The sequence below is a fragment of the Streptomyces sp. ADI96-02 genome, from assembly GCF_003846185.1.
Lineage (GTDB): Bacteria > Actinomycetota > Actinomycetes > Streptomycetales > Streptomycetaceae > Streptomyces.
This window is the reverse complement of sequence record NZ_ML123034.1, coordinates 1253262-1270466: the sequence shown is the minus strand read 5'-3', so window position 1 is coordinate 1270466 and position 17205 is coordinate 1253262. Positions and strand designations below refer to the sequence as shown.

Here is a 17205-nt window from a genome sequence, read left to right as displayed (position 1 = left end):
TCATGACCGACACGACTTCCCAGGGTTCTTCCCGCACCACCGGCGCCGTCGCCGCCGGACTGGCCACCATCGCCGGTGACGGCACCGTCCTCGACACGTGGTTCCCCGCCCCCGAGCTGACCTCCGAACCCGGCCCGGCCGGTACGGAGCGCCTCGGCCCGGACGAGGCCGTGAACCGGCTCGGCGAGGGAGCCGCCAAGGCCATCGGTGTGGACGCCCGGCGCGGCGTCGAGGTCGTCGCCGTCTCCACGGTCATCGCCTCACTGGACGACAAGCCGCTCGACGCGCACGACGTCTACCTGCGACTCCACCTGCTCTCCCACCGGCTGGTGAAGCCGCACGGTCAGAACCTGGAAGGCATCTTCGCCCACCTGGCCAACGTCGCCTGGACCTCGCTCGGCCCGGTCGCGGTCGACGACCTGGAGCGGGTGCGGTTGAACGCCCGCGCCGAAGGGCTGCACCTCCAGGTGACCTCGGTCGACAAGTTCCCGCGGATGACGGACTACGTCGCCCCGCAGGGCGTGCGGATCGCCGACGCGGACCGGGTCCGGCTCGGCGCGCACCTCGCGGCCGGGACGACCGTCATGCACGAGGGCTTCGTGAACTTCAACGCGGGCACGCTCGGCACCTCCATGATCGAGGGCCGCATCTCCGCCGGCGTCGTCGTCGGGGACGGCTCCGACATCGGCGGCGGCGCCTCCACCATGGGCACGCTCTCCGGCGGCGGCAAGGAGCGCATCGTGATCGGCGAGCGCTCCCTGGTCGGCGCCGAGGCCGGCGTCGGGATCGCGCTCGGCGACGAGTGCGTCGTGGAGGCCGGGCTGTACATCACCGCCGGTACCCGCGTCACGCTGCCGGACGGACAGGTCGTGAAGGCCCGCGAGCTCTCCGGCGCCTCCAACATCCTCTTCCGCCGCAACTCGGTCACCGGCACCGTCGAGGCCCGCCCGAACAACGCGGTCTGGGGCGGCCTGAACGACGTCCTGCACGCCCACAACTAAGGACTGTCCCGCGGCCCGTCGGCCACCGCGCGGCCCGTCGGCCACCGCGCGGCCCGGCGGGGCGCGGGCGTCCCGGGCTCCGAGAGAGGCGAGGGCGGTCACGGGCCCGCACCGCACCGGCCGGCGGTGCCGGGACCCGGTCTACACGCGTCAATCCCCTGGTCCCGTACGGCGGTTGTCAAGGTTGTCCGGAGAACGCCGTCCCCGCCCCGCCCGAACCGGGCGGCATGCGCCGAAATGCGTCTAGGCTTGGGCGGCTGAAGCGCGTACACACCTCGTACGCCCCCGAGCACGCACCGAGGAGAACCCCCGATGTCCGCAGAGCGCCCGACCCTGCCGCCGGTGCGGCTGACCTCCGAGGCCGAACTGGCACGGGACGCGCTGGCCGCCCCGCTGTTCGTCCGCGCGGTCCGGCTGGCCCGCTGGGCGGGGCCCGAGACCCGGGTCGGGGCCGGCGGCGAGCTCGCCGAGGCGCAGCTGCCGGCCGCCGCGGAGCACCTGGGACTGCCGGCCGACGAGGACGGCGCGGCGTACGCGAGCGAGGCGTGGCGGCTGGCCGTGGACACCGGCCTCCTCGACGTCACGGACCCGGAGGAGGACGAGCCCTCGGACGAGGCCGAGGGCACCGTCACGCAGGGCGAGAACCTGGCGCTGCTCACCGGCGGCTCCCCGCAGGACGTGCTGGGGATCTGGCTCGACGGCCTCGACGCCGTGCACGCCGACGCCACCGCACCGGTCCTCGACGACTTCGCCGACCTCGTGGGCGAGGACGGTTCGATCGACTTCGACGCGCTGGACTGGGACCCGGAGGCGGAGGCGGAGTTCCTCGACGGCGTCCTCGGCAACCTCTACCTGCTCACCCTCGCGGACAACGGCGCGGGCGACGGCCCGGTGCCGCTGCCCGCCCTCGCCGCCTCGATGATCGTCCCCGACGACATGGGCGAGCCGACCGACGACATCCTGGAGCAGGTGTCGGAGGCGATGATGCGCCTCGACGACCAGTTCCGGCTGCTGGAGCCCATCGGCATCATCGAGTACCAGCCCGTCGACGAGTCGTTGATGGTGGAGGCGGGCGAGGAGGACGCCGCGGGGGCCTCCGACGAGGACGACGTCACCCGGTACGGCATGGTCAGGCTCACCCCGCTCGGCCTGTACGGCGTCCGGGCCCGGATGCTGGAGGCCGGTGTGGACGCGCCGGCCGTCGGCGACCTCGCCGGCAAGGGCGCCGACGCGCTCCTCGACGGCATCGCGCACTACCCGGAGTCCGCGGCCCGTGCCGAGGTCGGGCTCTGGCTCGCCGGGTTCGGGGCGGAGGGCTCCGTGGCCGCCGCGGCCGAGCTGCTGGCGGCGGCGCGCGGTACGGACGCGGGCGCGCCGCTGCGCCGCCTGAACTGCCAGCAGGCCCTCGCGCTCGCCGGCCCGGAGGCCGAACCGGCCGTACGCGCGGTGCTCGGGGACGCGGAGCTCGGCGGTCTGGCCCGGGTCTGGCTCGCGGAGCGCGGCGCTGCCGACGTGCCCGTCCCGCCGGAGTCGATGATCTTCTGGCTCGCCATCGACACCATCGCCGCCCAGCTCGACGCGGACGGCGACCTCGACGAGCTCCAGGGCCTGATCGAAGGGCTCTCCGCGCAGCACAGCGGCTTCTTCGACGAGGTCTGGCGTGTCGACCACCCGGCCACCGCCGACGTGCTGGAGGCCATGGGACGGCTGCACGGCGACAAGAAGGCCGCCAAGGAGGCCCGCAAGGCCGCCTTCAAGGCGCGGTCGCGCGCGGCGGACTGAGCGGCGACGGCGAGGGGTCGGGAGCGGCGAGGGGTCGGGAGCGGCGGGGCCGGAGGACCTCGAAGCGGGAGCGCGGAGCGGCGGTGCGGGGAGCGCCCGCCACACGTTCGGGGGTCTTTCCGGCGCGGCGTTCCGCGCGGTTCCGCCGCCGGAGACCGGTGGAAGCGCTGACCGGCCGGTGCGGCGGCGGATTACGAATCCGGCACTTCTGGGCCCGGGGCGGCTGACGGGCATGGCGTCGGGCCTTCCCAGGGCGCATACTCGACGTAATGAAACAGTCAGCCGGATCCCGGCGTCACCTGCCTTCCAGTCCCTTCAACCGCCCGGCCCAGGAGGCCCCACCGGTCGAATGCTTCGATGTGGGCGACAGGGTGTCGCACGACCAGTTCGGTCTCGGACGCATCCTCGCCGTCGAGGGCGACAACGACGCAGTCCTGATCGACTTCTCGGGGCGACAGGGAAGGATCCTGAGCCCGTACTCCAAGCTGACCAAGCTCTGAGGGGCGCGACGAGCGAGCGCGCCGCCCATGCTCTCCGGATCCGGGGCGCCTGACATCGATCAGGCGCCCCGGACTCCGTCGCTGCCCCCGGCCGCCCGCGGGGGCCGGACGCCGGACGGCGTCTAGAGGGCCTTCGAGGCGGGCTTCACCATGCCGCGCACGGTGCGGGACTTCACGAACTCCCCGATCGCCGTCATCTCCCACTCCCCGCTGAACTGCTTGATCAGCTTCGCCATCATGACGCCGGTCTGCGGCTCGGCGCCGGTCAGGTCGAAGCGGACCAACTCCTCGCCGGTGGCCGCGTCGATCAGCCGGCAGTACGCCTTGGCGACCTCGTTGAACTTCTGGCCGGTGAACGAGTTGACCGTGAAGACGAGGCCCGTCGCCTCGGCGGGGATGCGGCCCAGGTCCACGACGATCACCTCGTCGTCGCCCGCGCCCTCGCCGGTGAGGTTGTCGCCGGAGTGCTTGATGGAGCCGTTGAGGATGGCGAGCTTGCCGAAGTAGCAGCTGTCCAGGTGGTTGCGGTTGGGCCCGTAGGCGATGACCGAGGCGTCCAGGTCGATGTCCTTGCCCCGGAACGCGGGCTCCCAGCCGAGGCCCATCTTGACCTGTGAGAGCAGCGGGGCCCCGCCCTTGACCAGCGACACGGTCTGGTTCTTCTGGAGGTTGACCCGGCCCTTGTCGAGGTTGATCTTCCCCGAAGCGGCGGGCGCGGCGGCGGGCGGCGCCGGGGGAGCGGCGGAGGCCGGAGCCGGCGGAGTGATCCGCGGGGCCGCCGGAGCGGCGGGGGCGGCCGGAGCGGCGGGGGCGGCCGGAGCGGCGGCCGGGACCGGAGCGGCGGGCTCCTCGACCGTGACGCCGAAGTCCGTGGCGATGCCGGCCAGCCCGTTCGCGTAGCCCTGGCCGACCGCGCGGGCCTTCCACGCGCCGTTGCGCAGGTAGATCTCGATGACCACGAGCGCCGTCTCGGAGCCCAGCCGGGGCGGGGTGAAGGTGGCCAGCGCCGTGCCGTCGTCGGCGTTGCGCACGGTGGCGGTGGGCTCGACGCCCTGGAAGGTCTGGCCTTCGGCGTCAGGGCTGGCGGTGACGACGATCTTCTCGATGCCGGGCGGGAGGGCGGCGGTGTCCACCACGATCGCGTCGGGCGACGAACCGCCGCCGGAGCGGTAGGTCACGCCGGGACCCGAGGGCTGGTTGTAGAAGATGAAGTCGTCGTCGGAGCGCACCTTGCCGTCGGCGGTGAGCAGCAGGCCCGAGACGTCGAGCCGCACCGGTGCGGCGACGTCCACCGCCACGCGGGCGACGGAGAGAGGGATGTTCGAGCCGGGGGTCATTGCGGTCATGCACGGGGTAACGAACGACCCCGCTTTGCCGTTCCCTTACCTTCCCGCTCGTGGCAGCCGTTTGGCCCATCCCGTGCGGCCATACGGGCGGGTCCGTCACGCAATGCCCGCCCACATAGGCGTGGGCCGGGTCGTCCGGGGCCGGCTCGCCCTGCTCGGCGGTGGGCTTCGCGCCGTCACCGGGAGAGCCGGCCCGCCTCCCGCCGGACTCCGCCGGTTGCGGTCGGTCCGCCCGCTCAGCCGTCCGCGCGATGCGCCTCGGCCCGCTCCACGAGAATCCGGTGCAGGTCGCGGGCGGCCCGGGTGACCGAGCCGGAGCGGCTGCGCTGGAGCACCAGGAGCACGGTGGTGGTGTCGGCCGCCAGAGGCCGCCAGGTGATCGCCCCCGCGCGCTCCAGCGGATCCCCGACCACGCTGTAGTCCGGCAGCAGCGTCACCCCCAGCCCCTCCGCCACCATCAGCTTGCCCATCTCCGCCCCGTCCGCCGCATACGAGAAGGACGGCGACCGGCCCTTCAGCAGCCGGTGAGTGAAGCGGTGCATCACATAGCCCGCACGCATCACGATCAGCGGCGCGCCCAGCAGATCCTCCACCCCGACCGACTCCCGCGAGGCCAGCGGACTGTCGGGACGCAGGCAGACCACCGGCCGCCCCCGCAGCAGTTCCGTGGTGTGCAGGTCGGGGGCCTGGTCGTCGCCCTCCAGGTAGTTCACCAGCCCGAGATCCACGCCGCCCTCCAGCAACGAGCGGTGGATGGCCGACTGCTGCGCCGCGATGACCTCCACCTCGGTGGCGGGGTGCAGCGTGTGGAACGTGCGGATCGCCGGTACCAGCAGCGGCACGGTGGCCGCGAACACCGTGCCGAGGCGGACCGTGCGGCTGGTGCGGTGCTGTTCGTCGGCGGCCCGGCGCAGGCGGTCCACCGCGTCCAGCACGCCGATGATGTGCGGCAGCAGCTCGCGCCCCGCGTCGCTGATCGTCGCCCCCGAACGCTTCCGGTCCAGCACCGTGACGCCCAGCTCGCGCTCCAGGTTCCGTACGGTCTCGCTCAACGCGGGCTGGGACAGGTGCAGTTCCTCCGCCGCCCGGCGCAGCGACCCGAGCCGGGTGACCGCCTCGATGTACTCCAGCTGCTCGATCCGCACGCCCCGCCCCGCCCCTCGCCCCTGGCTCTGGAAGGGAAACCCTATCGCTCCTTCGTCGATGCCTTCTCGACCGGAGCGCCCGGCCGTCCTACTCTGGACGTCGACGCCGCGCCCGAAGTACCGGGTGCGTGCCCCGCAGCGCGAAAAGGAGAGGGATGTGCGCCGCCTGACCCGCCGCCGCCACATCGACCTCGGCCGCGTTTCCAGCGCCTTCTGTTGCCGCGAAGTCTGAGGACCAGCACCCTTCCTCGCGCTTGCCCGCGCCCCGTCCCCGTACGGTTCCGCCGCTCCGCGAGCCGCTCGCGCACGGCAGGCGACGCACCTCGTGACGCGGCCCGCCCGCCCGCCGTCGCGCCCGTGACGCGGGAAGCCGGTCAGGCTTCCGCCCTCTCCCCGGCCGCCGAGGTCTCCAGCCCCTGATCGGGTTTCTCGATCACCGGGGCGGCTCGACCCTGCCTCCGGCCCTTCCCACCCACGTCCGCGACCCCCGCCCACGTCCCCGCCCCGCCGCGCGGGACGGGGACGCGCCCCGTTCGCCACGCCCCTGAGAGATGAGTTCCCATGGCCACCGTCCTGTCCGTCTCCGGCAGCCCCTCCGCCACCTCCCGCACCGCACGCCTCCTGCGCCACCTCGACGCCGACCTGGCCGCCCAGGGCCACGAGGTGATACCGCTCGACGTGCGCACGCTCCCCGCCGAGGCACTGCTCGGCGCCGACTTCGCGCACCCCGAGATCGTCCGGGCCGCCGAACTGGTCGCCCGCGCCGACGGCGTCGTCATCGGCACCCCGGTCTACAAGGCCGCCTACTCCGGGCTGCTCAAGTCGTTCCTGGACCTCCTGCCGCAGTACGCGCTCACCGGCAAGACCGTCCTGCCGCTCGCCACCGGCGGCACCACCGCCCACGTCCTGGCGCTCGACTACGCCCTGCGCCCGGTCCTCTCCTCGATGGGCGCCGCGCACATCGTCCAGGGGTGGTTCGTCCTGGACCGGCACATCGCGGCCGACGACGACGGAACCGTCGTCCTGGACCCGGCGTCCGCCGCGCCGCTCGACCAGGTCGTCGCCCAGTTCGCCGCGGCCCTCGGCCGGACCGCCCCGGTGCCGGCCGCCCGCTGACCCCGGCCCGCCGCCGCCCGCCTGATCCGGGGCGGCGGCGCACCGGCCCCGCCCGCACCATCGGAGAGACGATGTCCCTGACCTTCCACTGGTTCCTGCCCACCAACGGCGACAGCCGCCACGTCGTCGCAGGCGGCCACGGCGCCCCGGTCACCCCGACGGGCGGAGACCGGCCGCCGACCGTGCGCTACCTCGCGCAGATCGCCCGCGCCGCCGAGGACGCCGGCTTCACGGGAGTGCTCACGCCGACCGGGGCCTGGTGCGAGGACGCCTGGCTCACCACCGCGATGGTCAGCCAGCACACCGAACGGCTGAAGTTCCTCGTGGCCTTCCGCCCGGGTTTCGTCTCGCCCACCCTCGCCGCCCAGATGGCCTCCACCTACCAGCGGCAGACCGGCGGGCGGCTCCTGCTCAACGTCGTCACCGGCGGCGAGAGCCACGAGCAGCGCGCGTACGGGGACTTCCTCGACAAGGACGCCCGCTACGCCCGCACCGGGGAGTTCCTGGAGATCGTCCGCCGGCTGTGGGACGGGAGGACCACCGACCTGCACGGCGAACACCTGCGGGTCGAGCAGGCCCGGCTCACCCGGCTGCCCGATCCGGTACCGGAGATCTACTTCGGCGGCTCCTCGCCGGCGGCCGGAGCCGTCGCGGCCCGCCACGCGGACGTGTACCTCACCTGGGGCGAGCCGCCGGCCCAGGTCGCGGAGAAGATCGCCTGGATCCGTCGCCTGGCCGCGGAGCAGGGCCGTACCGTGCGGTTCGGCATCCGGCTGCACGTGATCACGCGCGACACCTCGGACGCGGCGTGGGCCGAGGCGGCCCGCCTGCTGGACGGCTTCGACGGGGCGACGGTGCGCGGAGTGCAGGAGGGCCTGGCCCGCAGCGAGTCGGAGGGGCAGCGGCGGATGCTGGCCCTGCACGGCGGCGGCCGGGACGGACTGGAGATCCACCCCAACCTGTGGGCCGGCATCGGGCTCGTACGCGGCGGGGCGGGCACCGCGCTGGTCGGCGGCCACGCGGAGGTCGCCGAACGGATCACGGAGTACCACCGCCTGGGCATCGACGAGTTCGTGCTCTCCGGCTACCCGCACCTGGAGGAGGCGTACTGGTTCGGCGAGGGCGTCCTGCCCCGGCTGGCCGCGGCGGGACTCTGGGCACACCCGGCGGCCCCGCCCCCGACGGACCGCCGCGGCACGGAGATCCCGTTCACGGCGGGCGCGGGCGCGGGAGCAGGGGCGGGGGCGGCGGCGAGCGGCTGAGGAGGCGTCCGACTCGTCACGCGGGCGGCCGACCCCGGCGGCCGGCCGGCCGGGCCCGGCGGGTACGCCCACCGGTACGGGTCGCCCCGCCTCCGCCCCCGGCTCACCGGCCCAGCGCCGCCCGCATCGTCTTCTGCGCGATCGGCGCCGCCAGGCCGTTGCCGCTGACCTCGGAGCGCGCCGACCCCGAGTCCTCGACGATCACCGCGACCGCGACCTCCTTGCCGCTCGCCCGGTCCTTCGCGTACGAGGTGAACCAGGCGTACGGGGTGTTGCTGTTGTCCACGCCGTTCTGCGCGGTGCCCGTCTTGCCGCCCACCTCGGCCCCGGCGATCCGGGCGTTCGTGCCGGTGCCCTCCTCGACCACCGTGACCATCGCGCTGCGCAACTGCTCCGCGGTCGACTCCTTCACCACGCGCTTCGACGCGCCGTCAGCGGTCTCCTCCAGCGTGGAGCCGCCGCCGTCGGTCACCTCGGAGACCATGTGCGGCGCGGCCAGCTCGCCGCCGTTGGCGAGGGCCGAGGTGACCATCGCCATCTGGAGCGGGGTGGCGGTGACCTCGAACTGGCCGATGCCCGTCAGCGCCGTCTGCGCCGCGTCCATACCGGTCGGATAGACGCTCTCGGCGGCCCGCACCGGGACGTCCAGCTTCTCCGTGCCGAACCCGAAGGCGTCCGCCATCTCCTTGACCTTGTCCTGCCCGAGGTCGGCGGCGGCCTTCGCGAAGACGTTGTTGCACGAGTACTGGAGGGCGGTGCGCAGCGTGGCGTTCTCGCACGGGGCGGAGGCGTTCTCGTTGCGCAGCACCGTGCGGGTGCCGGGCAGCGTGTACGGGTCGGGGCTGTCGGTGGCCTCGTCGACCGATCCGTACAGCCCGTTCTCCAGCGCCGCCGCCGCCACGACGAGCTTGAACGTCGAGCCCGGCGCCAGCGGCTGCCGCAGCGCCCGGTTCGTCAGCGGCTTGTCCCGGTCGGCCAGCAGGGCCTGCCAGGCGTCGCCGTCCGCCGTACCGCTGATCGCCGACGGGTCGTAGGACGGGGTGGAGACCATGGCCAGGATCCGCCCGGTCTTCGGGTCGATGGCCACCGCCGCGCCCTTGTCGTCGCCGAGCGCCTCGTACGCCGCCTTCTGCACGTCCGGGTCGATGGTCGTCACCACGTCGCCCGGGGCCGCCTGTGCCCCGGTGAGCAGATCCGCCGGGTTCTTCAGCCGACTGTCCGTGCCGTCCAGTACGTCGCCGTAGATCCCTTCGAGCTGGGTCGCCCCGTACGCCTGCGAGCTGTAGCCCGTCACCGCCGCGTAGAGCTCGCCCTGCGTGTAGGTGCGCTTGTGGCGGAGGTCGCCGCCGCTGGTCTCCTTCGATCCGGTGACCGGTGAACCGGCCACGATGATGTCACCGAGCGGCTGCGCGTACTGCGCGATGGTGTTCCGCCGGTTGTGCTCGTTGTCTGCGAGCGCCCGTGCCTCGTACGCCTGCACCCAGGTCGCCCGTACCAGCAGGGCGAGGACCAGGAGCAGGCAGAAGGCCGAAGCGCGCCTGATTGTCTTGTTCATCCCGCTGGAGGGACGAGCGGCGCGGTCCGGGACGTTCCCGGTTGTGCCCCTTCTCACCGATTTCTCACGCGGCGACGACAGGCCGGTGGCTACGGCGTTCCGGGCGGGCAGCCGGCGGCCGGGCCGGAATGCCGAGCTGAGGATCTGCGTCATTTTTCGATCGGCACCCGTCCTCCGGCGCATGTGCATCACGGTGATACGGGAATTCGGGGGCGTGCGGTGTTCCGCGTCGAATGGGGAACACGACGAGCGCCCTGCCCGTACGCCTGGTGAATAACTTTCTGATCATGCCCAATGAGAACAAGCGAATGGGTATTGCTCCAGTGGCGAGAGGCGGGGTGGGCGTGATCGGTGAGGATGAGGCGAGGGCCGGGCGGCTGGTGGTGCTGAGCGGCGGGCCGCCGGAACTCCCGCGTGTGCAACGGCTGCCGGTGGGGTGCGTCGCCGATGCCTCACGGCTCATCGTGGCCTTCTACGGAAGGCATCAGCGCTTCGTGCGCACCGGTGAGACGGAGCAGGTGGAGGGCAGGACGGTGCCGGTCTTCCGGTTCGACTACAGCACGAAGATCGCGGAGTAGGGAGCCCTTTGCCGGGGAGTTCGGCTCGACACCGCGCCTGGACCGGTGAATTTCTTGGAGCATCTGGAGTTCTCGCCATGGCACAACAGACCTCGATCGGTCCGGAGCTTCTGCGATACGTCAGGGAGTTCTCGCTCAGAGAGGACGAGATCCTGTGCGAACTGCGCCGTTCGACCGCCGAGTTGCCCGGTGGGGAATCCCAGCAGGTGATGGCCGAGGAGGGCCAGTTCCTCGCTTTTCTGGTCGCGGCGACCGGTGTCAGGGACGTTCTGGAAATCGGTACGTTCACCGGCTACAGCACGCTGTGCATGGCTCGCGCCCTTCCGCCGCAGGGGAGCTTGGTCACCTGTGAGGTGAGCGAGCGGTGGACCGAGATCGCCGCCGATTTCTGGCGGAGGGCGCGTGTGCGGGAGCGCATCGACGTTCGCGTCGGTGCGGCGGTCGACACGCTGGAGGAATTGCTCGCCGAGGGCCGTCTCGGGAGTTTCGGTCTCGTTTTCATCGATGCCGACAAGGCGAATTATCCCCGGTACTACGAGCTGGCGCTGCGGCTCGTGCGGCCGGGCGGGCTGCTGGTGCTGGACAACACGCTGCTCGCCGGACGGGTCATCGACCCCGCTGCCCAGGACGCGGACACCGCCGGTATCCGCGAGGTCAACGCCAGGATCCGGGACGATCCGCGGGTCGACGTCTGCATGCTCCCGGTGGCCGACGGCATCACTCTGGTCCGCCGGAGGTGACGCCCGCGCGGCCCGGCGCCCGGTCGGTGAGTTCCGGAGCGATCAGCCGGACCACCGCGGGCGCGCTCCGCCGCTCGGCGACGAGGTGCAGCAGTTGGACGTCCTCGCCGGAATCCCCCGAGATCCGGTCCCGACAGCGGCAGGGCCGTTCGTCGAAGCCGGCGAAACGGTAGGCGATCTCCATCATCCGGTTGCGGTCGGTGGCACGGAAGTCCGCCACCAGGTGGACGCCGGCCCGTGCGGCCTGGTCGACCAGCCAGTTGAGGATGACCGTCCCCACCCCGTACGCCACCACTCGGCACGAGGTGGCGAGCAGCCGGAGGTGCCATGCCTCCGGGTGCTTCCGGAGCAGTGTCACCCCCACGGCACCGTGCGGCCCGAAGCGGTCGGAGAGCGTCGCGACCAGGACCTCGTGGGAGGGTTGGGCGATGAGGGTGCGCAGCGCCTCGATCGGGTAGTGCACCCCGGTCGCGTTCATCTGACTGGTGCGCAGGGTCAGTTCCTCGACCCGCGACAGGGCCTCCTCCGTGGCCCGCCCGATGCTCAGCACCATGTCCAGCGACCGGAGGAAGTCCTCGTGCGAGCCGGTGAAGAGCGCCCGCTCGTCCGCCCGCCGGAAGCCGGACTGGTACATCCTCCGGCGCTGCCGCGAGTCGGCGGTCACCGTCCGGGGGCTGAACTCGGGCAGGCCGGGCAGCGTCGCCGCGGCCTCGGCCGGGTAGCAGCGCACGTCCGGCAGATGGTGGGCGACCTCGGCGCGCTCGGCCGGCTGGTCGTCGATGAAGGCGATCGTGCCGGGGGCGAAGCCCAACCGTTCGCTGATCCGGCGCACGGCAGCCGACTTGGGGCCCCAGCCGATCTCCGGGAGGACGAAGTGGTCGGCGATGCCGAGCGCCTCCAGCCGTGCCCAGGCGTGGTCGTGGTCGTTGCGGCTGCATACCGACTGGAGGATGCCCCGCGCGTCCAGGCTGGTGACGACCGCGCGGATCGCTTCGGTGAGGACGACGTCCTCGTCCTCCAGCAGCGTGCCGCGCCAGAGCGTGTTGTCGAGGTCCCAGACCAGGCACTTCACGGTCGCGGGCGGGACCGCCGGGGCGGTGTCGCTCATGTTCGGCTCCCTGTGACGGCTGACGGCTGACGGCTGACGGCTGACGGCTGACGGCTGACGACTGACGACGGCTTCTCCGGCGGCCCCGGGCGGGGTCAGCACCGGCCGAGCGCCTGCTCGGCCAGGATCAACTGGCACATCTCGTTACTGCCCTCGATGATCTCCATGAGCTTGGCGTCGCGGTACGCCCGCGCGACGACGTGACCGTCCCGCGCCCCGGCCGAGGCGAGCACCTGGACCGCGGTGGCGGCGCCCTCGGCCGCGTGCCGGGCGCTGACGTACTTCGCCAGCACGACGGCCGTGCCCAGCTCTGCGGCGTTCTCGTCCCAGCAGCGACTGGCGTACTCGCAGGCCCGGGTGGCGACCTGCTCCGCGGTCCACAGGTCGGCCAGGTGCCGGGCGACGAGCTGGTGCCGCCCCAGCGGCCGGCCGAACTGCCGCCGGGACCCGGCATGGCCGACGGCCGCCGCCACGCAGGCCCGCAGGATGCCGACGCAACCCCAGGCGACGGAGATCCGGCCGTAGGCCAGGGCCGTCGTCACGAGCAGGGACAGCGGCTGCCGCCCGCCCCCCAACAGGCTGCCGAGCGGCAACCGCACGTCGTCGAAACGGACTTCCGCGTGCCCGGCCGCCCGGCAGCCCAGCGGATCGGCCACCCGCCGCACCCGGACCCCGGGGGCGGTCCGGTCCACCACCACCATGGCGCCGCCCTCGTCCATCCGGGCCGCGACCAGGAAGAGATCGGCGTAGTCGGCGGCGGTCACCCACGTCTTCCGTCCGTTGAGCACCAGGGCGTCCCCGTCGACGGTGACGGTGGTCGCGATGGCCGACAGGTCGCTGCCCGCGCGCGGTTCGCTGAAGGCCACGGCCGCCGTCGCGCCCGAGGCCAGCCGTGGCAGCAGATCCGCCGCCTGCCCCGGGTCGCCGAGCCGTTCGACGGTCCACGCGGCCATGCCCTGCGAGGTCATGACGCTCCGCAGCGAGCTGCACAGACTGCCCACCCGCGCGGTGAACTCGCCGCTGTCCGCGCTGCTCCACCCCGGCCCGCCGTGGCTCGCCGGGATCTGAGCGCTGAGCAGCCCGGCCGCACCGAGCCCGCGCACCGCGTCCTCGGGCAGCCGGCCCGCCCGGTCCCAGCCGGACGCCCGGTCGCCGACGAGTTCGGTGACCGCCGAGGCCGCCGCCGCGACGGCTTCACGCACCGGAGCCGCCGGGGCCCGGCCCGCGGAGCCGTTCGACCAGCCCGGCCATCCGCGCCACGGTGCGGAAGTTGTCCATCCGCAGGTCGGCGCCGCGGATGGCGATGCCGTACGTCCTCTCCAGATGCACCACCATCTCCATGGCGAAGAGCGAGGACAGCCCACCGGACCCGAAGACGTCCGCGTCGGGCGGCCAGGCCCTCCCCGTACGCCGCGCCAGGAACCGCAGCAGGTCCGCCTGGACGTCGCCCGTGCCCACGACGGGTTCCGGCACCGGATGGTCGGATGATGTGGTCATGCGGGTTCTCCCTCGTACTCGTAGAAGCCGCGCCCGCTCTTGCGGCCGAGGCGGCCTGCCCGCACCATCTCCAGCAGCAGGTCGCAGGGGCGGCAGCCCTCGTCACCGGTCCGGCCGTGCAGCACCCACAGCGAGTCGACCAGGTTGTCCAGCCCGATGAGATCGGCGGTGCGGAGCGGCCCCGTCGGGTGACCGAGGCACCCCTGCATCAGGCGGTCGACCGCGTCGGCGCTCGCGGTACCCGACGCCACCACCCGGACCGCGTCGTTGATCATCGGGTGCAGGATCCGACTGGTCACGAAACCCGGCGCGTCCTCGACCACGATCGCCTGCCGCCGCAGCACGGCGAGCAGCGCCCGCAGCGCCGCCAGGGCGGCCTCGCCGGTCTGCGTACCCCGGATGACCTCGACCGTACGGATCAGACAGGGCGGATTCATGAAGTGCGCGCCGACCAGATCCGCCGGCCGGGTCGTCGCCAGCGCCAGCTCGTCCACGGGAATCGCCGACGTGTTCGAGATGATCGGGGTGCCCGGCGGGACCAGGGCGCACACCTCCGCGAGGACCTTCGCCTTGGCGTCGGGATGCTCGGTGACCGCCTCGATCACCGCGGTGGGGACCGCGTCACCGGCTGCCATCAGGCCGGCGAGCGACAGGCCGGTGACGAGCGCGCCGGGGACGGCCCCGTCCGGCAGCGCGCCCAGCAGCCGCGCCGTACGCACCTGGTGGCCGATCCTCGCCGGAGCCTCGTCCAGCCGACGCCGGTCCAGGTCGATCAGCCACACCGCGATTCCGTGCCCGACCGCCAGCGCCGCGATGCCCGAACCCATCACCCCCGCGCCCAGCACGGCCAGTCGGTGCCCCGTGCCGGGAACGCCGTTCTCCGCTGCCATATCGTCCCTCCTTCGGTCCCGGCCCGGCCGGCTCGCGGGCTGCCCCGACGCACGGTGATCGCCGACGACCGGGCGGCGGGAGCGCCCCGGAACGCCGCCGTCGGCCCTCACTCCTCCGACCGGCGCGCCTCGGCACGGGGCGGCCCCGGCGGCGCGAGGCCGCCCGCGGGTTCCGTGTAGAACTGCTGCGCCCACTGCCGGTAGCGGCCGATCGGACCGTCGCCCCTGGCGAGCTTCGGATGCTCGACGTGCTCCTGGTGGTGCCACATCAGCAGGTCCGCGCCGGTGTCGACGCTCGCCACCCTCTGGAGGACGGCGCTGAGGAGCCGGGCCACGGGCATCACCGCCGCGCGCCCCGCCCTCTCCGGCACGCCGGGAGGGCCGCTCAGCTCAAGCTTCGTACCGAACCGGAGCTGGACGCGTCCCGGACCGGTCGCGGTCGCGTGGAGCATCACGTAGAGGCTGCCCGCCCCCCGGGGCAGGACCGTCCTCGCCGCGATGGTGGCCAGTCCGATCACCGTGAGCGAGTAGGACTGGCGGAACCCGCGCATGACGGTGCCCCGGGCCGTCGCGGTGACCGTGCTGACCGGCTCCCCGGCCACCGGCGCGCCCTCGATGTCGAGGCCCTTCAGACCGTGCAGGGTGGGCAGATGCCCCCAGTCGAACGCGTTCTCGATGACGTCCTGCGGGTGACCGGCGATGTCGAAGGTGTCATGGCTGAAGGGCTGCCGGTCGTCCAGGGGGAGGGCCGGGACCTCCCACCGCGGGGGCAGGCCGAGCGCGTGCCACCACACGTAGACCGAGCCGTTGGCCTCGCACACCGGGTACTGCGCCAGCGACGCCTTCGGCGGCGGCTGGCCGTAGCCCGTGCGTACGCAGACGCCGGCCGGATCGAAGGCGAACTGGTGGAAGGGGCAGACGATGTCCTCGCCCTCGACCGTTCCGCCGACCCCGAGATGCGCTCCCAGATGCGGGCACCGGGGCCGGACGGCCCGCAGCCTGCCCGCGGCCGTCCGGTAGAGGACCACCTCCGCGCCCGCGAGCGGACGGGTGGTGACCGATCCTGGCCGCACCTCGTCGCTGAAGGCCAGGCAGAACCACCCGTTCGGATAGGGCCGCGAGGGAGCGCGCAGGGCGTCGGCCGGGGTCGCGGTGAGCAGACCGGCCCGCCGGTCGCCGAGGAGCTGCTTCACCAGCGGTTTCAGATGGGGCTTCACGGCGTCACCGCTCCCCGCGCGTCACCGGGCAGACGTCGCCGGGCCCGTCGGGCGGCCCGGCGGGCGCGGGCGTCGGCACGGCCGCCGGGCGGAGCCCGGCGGCGTCGGCGAGGGCCGGCCGCCGCTCACCGATCCGCAGGGCCAGCCCGCGCGAACTCAGACTGGTCTCCACCTTGGGCCGGAACGGCTCGTCGCCGACGGGGGACACCTCCCAGCGCGCGACGACGGCGGTGAGGGCCAGGACCGCCTCGTTGAGGGCGAACTGGTCCCCGATGCACTTGCGGGGTCCCGCGCCGAACGGGATGTAGGCGGCCCGGTCGGGCTGGGCGCCGAGCCAGCGGTCCGGGTCGAACCGGTCCGGCTCCGGATAGAGGTCGGGCCGCCGGTGCAGGAGGTACGGGCTGAGCACCAGGACGCTGCCGCGCTTGAGCCGTACGCCGCCGAGTTCGGCGTCCTCCCGGAGGGTGCGGGTCATCATCCAGGCGGGCGGGTACAGCCGCAGCGCCTCGGTCACCACCCGGGTGGCCAGGCCGAGCGCGGGCAGGTGCGCGGGAGCGAGCTTCCCGCCGGCCAGCACGCCGTCGGTCTCGGCCTGGAGGCGGCGCTGGACGTCCGGGTGCGTGGCGAGCAGGTTCAGCGCCCAGGCCAGGGTGATGGCCGTGGTCTCCATCCCGCCGAGGAAGAACGTCAGGGCCTCGTCCGCGAGTTCGGTGTCGTTCAGCTGCTTCCTGCCGTCCTCGCTCTCCTCGTCGACCGCGCCGACCAGGGCGGAGAGCAGATCGGCGTGGTCGGTCGGATCGGCCCGCCGTTCGGCGATGATCTCCGCGATGGTGGCCGACAGCCGCTCGCGGGCGTCGTCGTAGCGCCGCTTCCGCGGAGTCGGCAGGCTGCGCAGCAGGGGCGGGGTCATCATCCGGCGGAAGAACGCGCTCACGATGGTGGCGGTGTCGGCCAGGGACCGCCGCATGGTCTCCGCCGGGAGCGCGCCGCTGAACATCGTCTCCATGGTGGCCCGCGTCGTCAGCGTCATCATCTCCTGGGTGACGTCGAGGACGTCGCCGTCGTGCCAGGACCCCGCCTTCAGCTCGGCGGCCCGGGCGAACACCACCCCGTACCCGGCCAGTCTGGCGGGGTGGAACGACGGCTGGCAGAGCCGCCGTTGCCGCCGGTGCAAGGTGTACGAGCAGGTGGAGAGGCCGTCGCCGATGACCTCGCTGATCCGGTCGTAGATCGGGCCGCCCTTGTCGAAGACGCGGTCGTTCAGGAACACCTGCCGGGTCAGCGCCGGATCGCAGACCATCACGGCGGAACGCGGGCCCAGCCGGACGCGGACCATCGTGCGGTACTCGGACAGGGACATGATGAACGCCAGCGGATCGCGGAGCAGGGGCAGTGCGTGGCCCAGCAGCGGCAGCGCCCGCGGGGCGAGAGGAACCGACGCGGCGGTCGCCGTACGCGTGTCTGTCAT

At 73.2% G+C, this 17205-nt stretch carries 16 protein-coding genes and 1 pseudogene; 7 read left to right on the top strand and 10 right to left on the bottom strand.

The genetic code is table 11. The annotated features are described in order from the left end of the window. Window positions 1-2 precede the first annotated feature (2 nt). The 3 genes from dapD to EES43_RS31150 all read left to right on the top strand — a co-directional run bounded on the left by dapD (window position 3) and on the right by EES43_RS31150 (window position 3283). Window positions 3-1001 (top strand): 2,3,4,5-tetrahydropyridine-2,6-dicarboxylate N-succinyltransferase, encoded by a 999-nt coding sequence (gene dapD, locus EES43_RS05550; RefSeq protein ID WP_124267660.1) that lies wholly within the window; start codon window positions 3-5, stop codon window positions 999-1001. Between the two features lie 312 nt (window positions 1002-1313). Beyond that, the gene (locus EES43_RS05545) at window positions 1314-2783 is read left to right on the top strand and encodes a hypothetical protein (protein ID WP_124267659.1); all 1470 of its coding nucleotides are present in this window, start codon (window positions 1314-1316) and stop codon (window positions 2781-2783) included. A gap of 269 nt (window positions 2784-3052) precedes the next feature. Then, the gene (locus EES43_RS31150; RefSeq protein ID WP_003969918.1) at window positions 3053-3283 is read left to right on the top strand and encodes a hypothetical protein; all 231 of its coding nucleotides are present in this window, start codon (window positions 3053-3055) and stop codon (window positions 3281-3283) included. Window positions 3284-3405: 122 nt separating this feature from the next. On the opposite strand, the gene EES43_RS05540 is transcribed toward EES43_RS31150, so the two are convergent. The 3 genes and pseudogenes from EES43_RS05540 to EES43_RS05530 all read right to left on the bottom strand — a co-directional run bounded on the left by EES43_RS05540 (window position 3406) and on the right by EES43_RS05530 (window position 5774). After that, on the bottom strand, window positions 3406-4629 hold the full coding sequence (locus EES43_RS05540; RefSeq protein ID WP_124267658.1) for a TerD family protein: 1224 nt from the start codon (window positions 4627-4629) through the stop codon (window positions 3406-3408). Window positions 4630-4702: 73 nt separating this feature from the next. Then, window positions 4703-4801, bottom strand: a pseudogene (locus EES43_RS31145) (NAD(P)-dependent oxidoreductase); the annotation flags it as partial. Window positions 4802-4865: 64 nt separating this feature from the next. Beyond that, window positions 4866-5774: a LysR family transcriptional regulator gene (locus EES43_RS05530; RefSeq protein WP_206429994.1), complete on the bottom strand. Its 909-nt coding sequence runs from the start codon at window positions 5772-5774 to the stop codon at window positions 4866-4868. 561 nt (window positions 5775-6335) lie between these two features. On the opposite strand from EES43_RS05530, the gene ssuE reads away from it, so the two are divergent. Then, complete coding sequence (ssuE, locus tag EES43_RS05520; protein ID WP_124267656.1) at window positions 6336-6890, top strand: NADPH-dependent FMN reductase; 555 nt, start codon at window positions 6336-6338, stop codon at window positions 6888-6890. Window positions 6891-6961: 71 nt separating this feature from the next. Continuing rightward, window positions 6962-8152: an LLM class flavin-dependent oxidoreductase gene (locus EES43_RS05515; protein WP_124267655.1), complete on the top strand. Its 1191-nt coding sequence runs from the start codon at window positions 6962-6964 to the stop codon at window positions 8150-8152. Window positions 8153-8255: 103 nt separating this feature from the next. On the opposite strand, the gene EES43_RS05510 is transcribed toward EES43_RS05515, so the two are convergent. After that, window positions 8256-9707 (bottom strand): peptidoglycan D,D-transpeptidase FtsI family protein, encoded by a 1452-nt coding sequence (locus tag EES43_RS05510; protein WP_124267654.1) that lies wholly within the window; start codon window positions 9705-9707, stop codon window positions 8256-8258. Window positions 9708-10051: 344 nt separating this feature from the next. Between EES43_RS05510 and EES43_RS05505 the strand changes: the two genes are divergently transcribed. Further along, a complete protein-coding gene (locus tag EES43_RS05505; RefSeq protein WP_124267653.1) occupies window positions 10052-10285 on the top strand; it encodes a DUF5988 family protein in 234 nt (77 codons plus the stop codon). Between the two features lie 77 nt (window positions 10286-10362). Continuing rightward, window positions 10363-11025 (top strand): O-methyltransferase, encoded by a 663-nt coding sequence (locus EES43_RS05500; protein WP_124267652.1) that lies wholly within the window; start codon window positions 10363-10365, stop codon window positions 11023-11025. Here EES43_RS05500 and EES43_RS05495 read toward each other — a convergent pair. The 6 genes from EES43_RS05495 to EES43_RS05470 form a co-directional block, all read right to left on the bottom strand. Further along, a complete protein-coding gene (locus EES43_RS05495) occupies window positions 11003-12133 on the bottom strand; it encodes an HAD-IIIC family phosphatase (protein WP_124267651.1) in 1131 nt (376 codons plus the stop codon). The genes EES43_RS05500 and EES43_RS05495 overlap by 23 nt on opposite strands. A 95-nt stretch (window positions 12134-12228) precedes the next feature. After that, window positions 12229-13335: an acyl-CoA dehydrogenase family protein gene (locus EES43_RS05490; protein ID WP_124267650.1), complete on the bottom strand. Its 1107-nt coding sequence runs from the start codon at window positions 13333-13335 to the stop codon at window positions 12229-12231. Further along, a complete protein-coding gene (locus EES43_RS05485; protein WP_124267649.1) occupies window positions 13328-13630 on the bottom strand; it encodes an acyl carrier protein in 303 nt (100 codons plus the stop codon). The genes EES43_RS05490 and EES43_RS05485 overlap by 8 nt, the downstream gene beginning before the upstream one ends. Beyond that, window positions 13627-14520, bottom strand: a complete 894-nt coding sequence (locus EES43_RS05480; RefSeq protein ID WP_124267648.1) for a 3-hydroxyacyl-CoA dehydrogenase family protein — start codon at window positions 14518-14520, stop codon at window positions 13627-13629. The genes EES43_RS05485 and EES43_RS05480 overlap by 4 nt, the downstream gene beginning before the upstream one ends. 107 nt (window positions 14521-14627) lie before the next feature. Beyond that, window positions 14628-15737: a Rieske 2Fe-2S domain-containing protein gene (locus EES43_RS05475; RefSeq protein ID WP_124267647.1), complete on the bottom strand. Its 1110-nt coding sequence runs from the start codon at window positions 15735-15737 to the stop codon at window positions 14628-14630. A 4-nt stretch (window positions 15738-15741) separates the two neighbouring features. After that, entirely contained in the window at window positions 15742-17205 is a 1464-nt protein-coding gene (locus EES43_RS05470; protein WP_124267646.1) for a cytochrome P450, read from the bottom strand.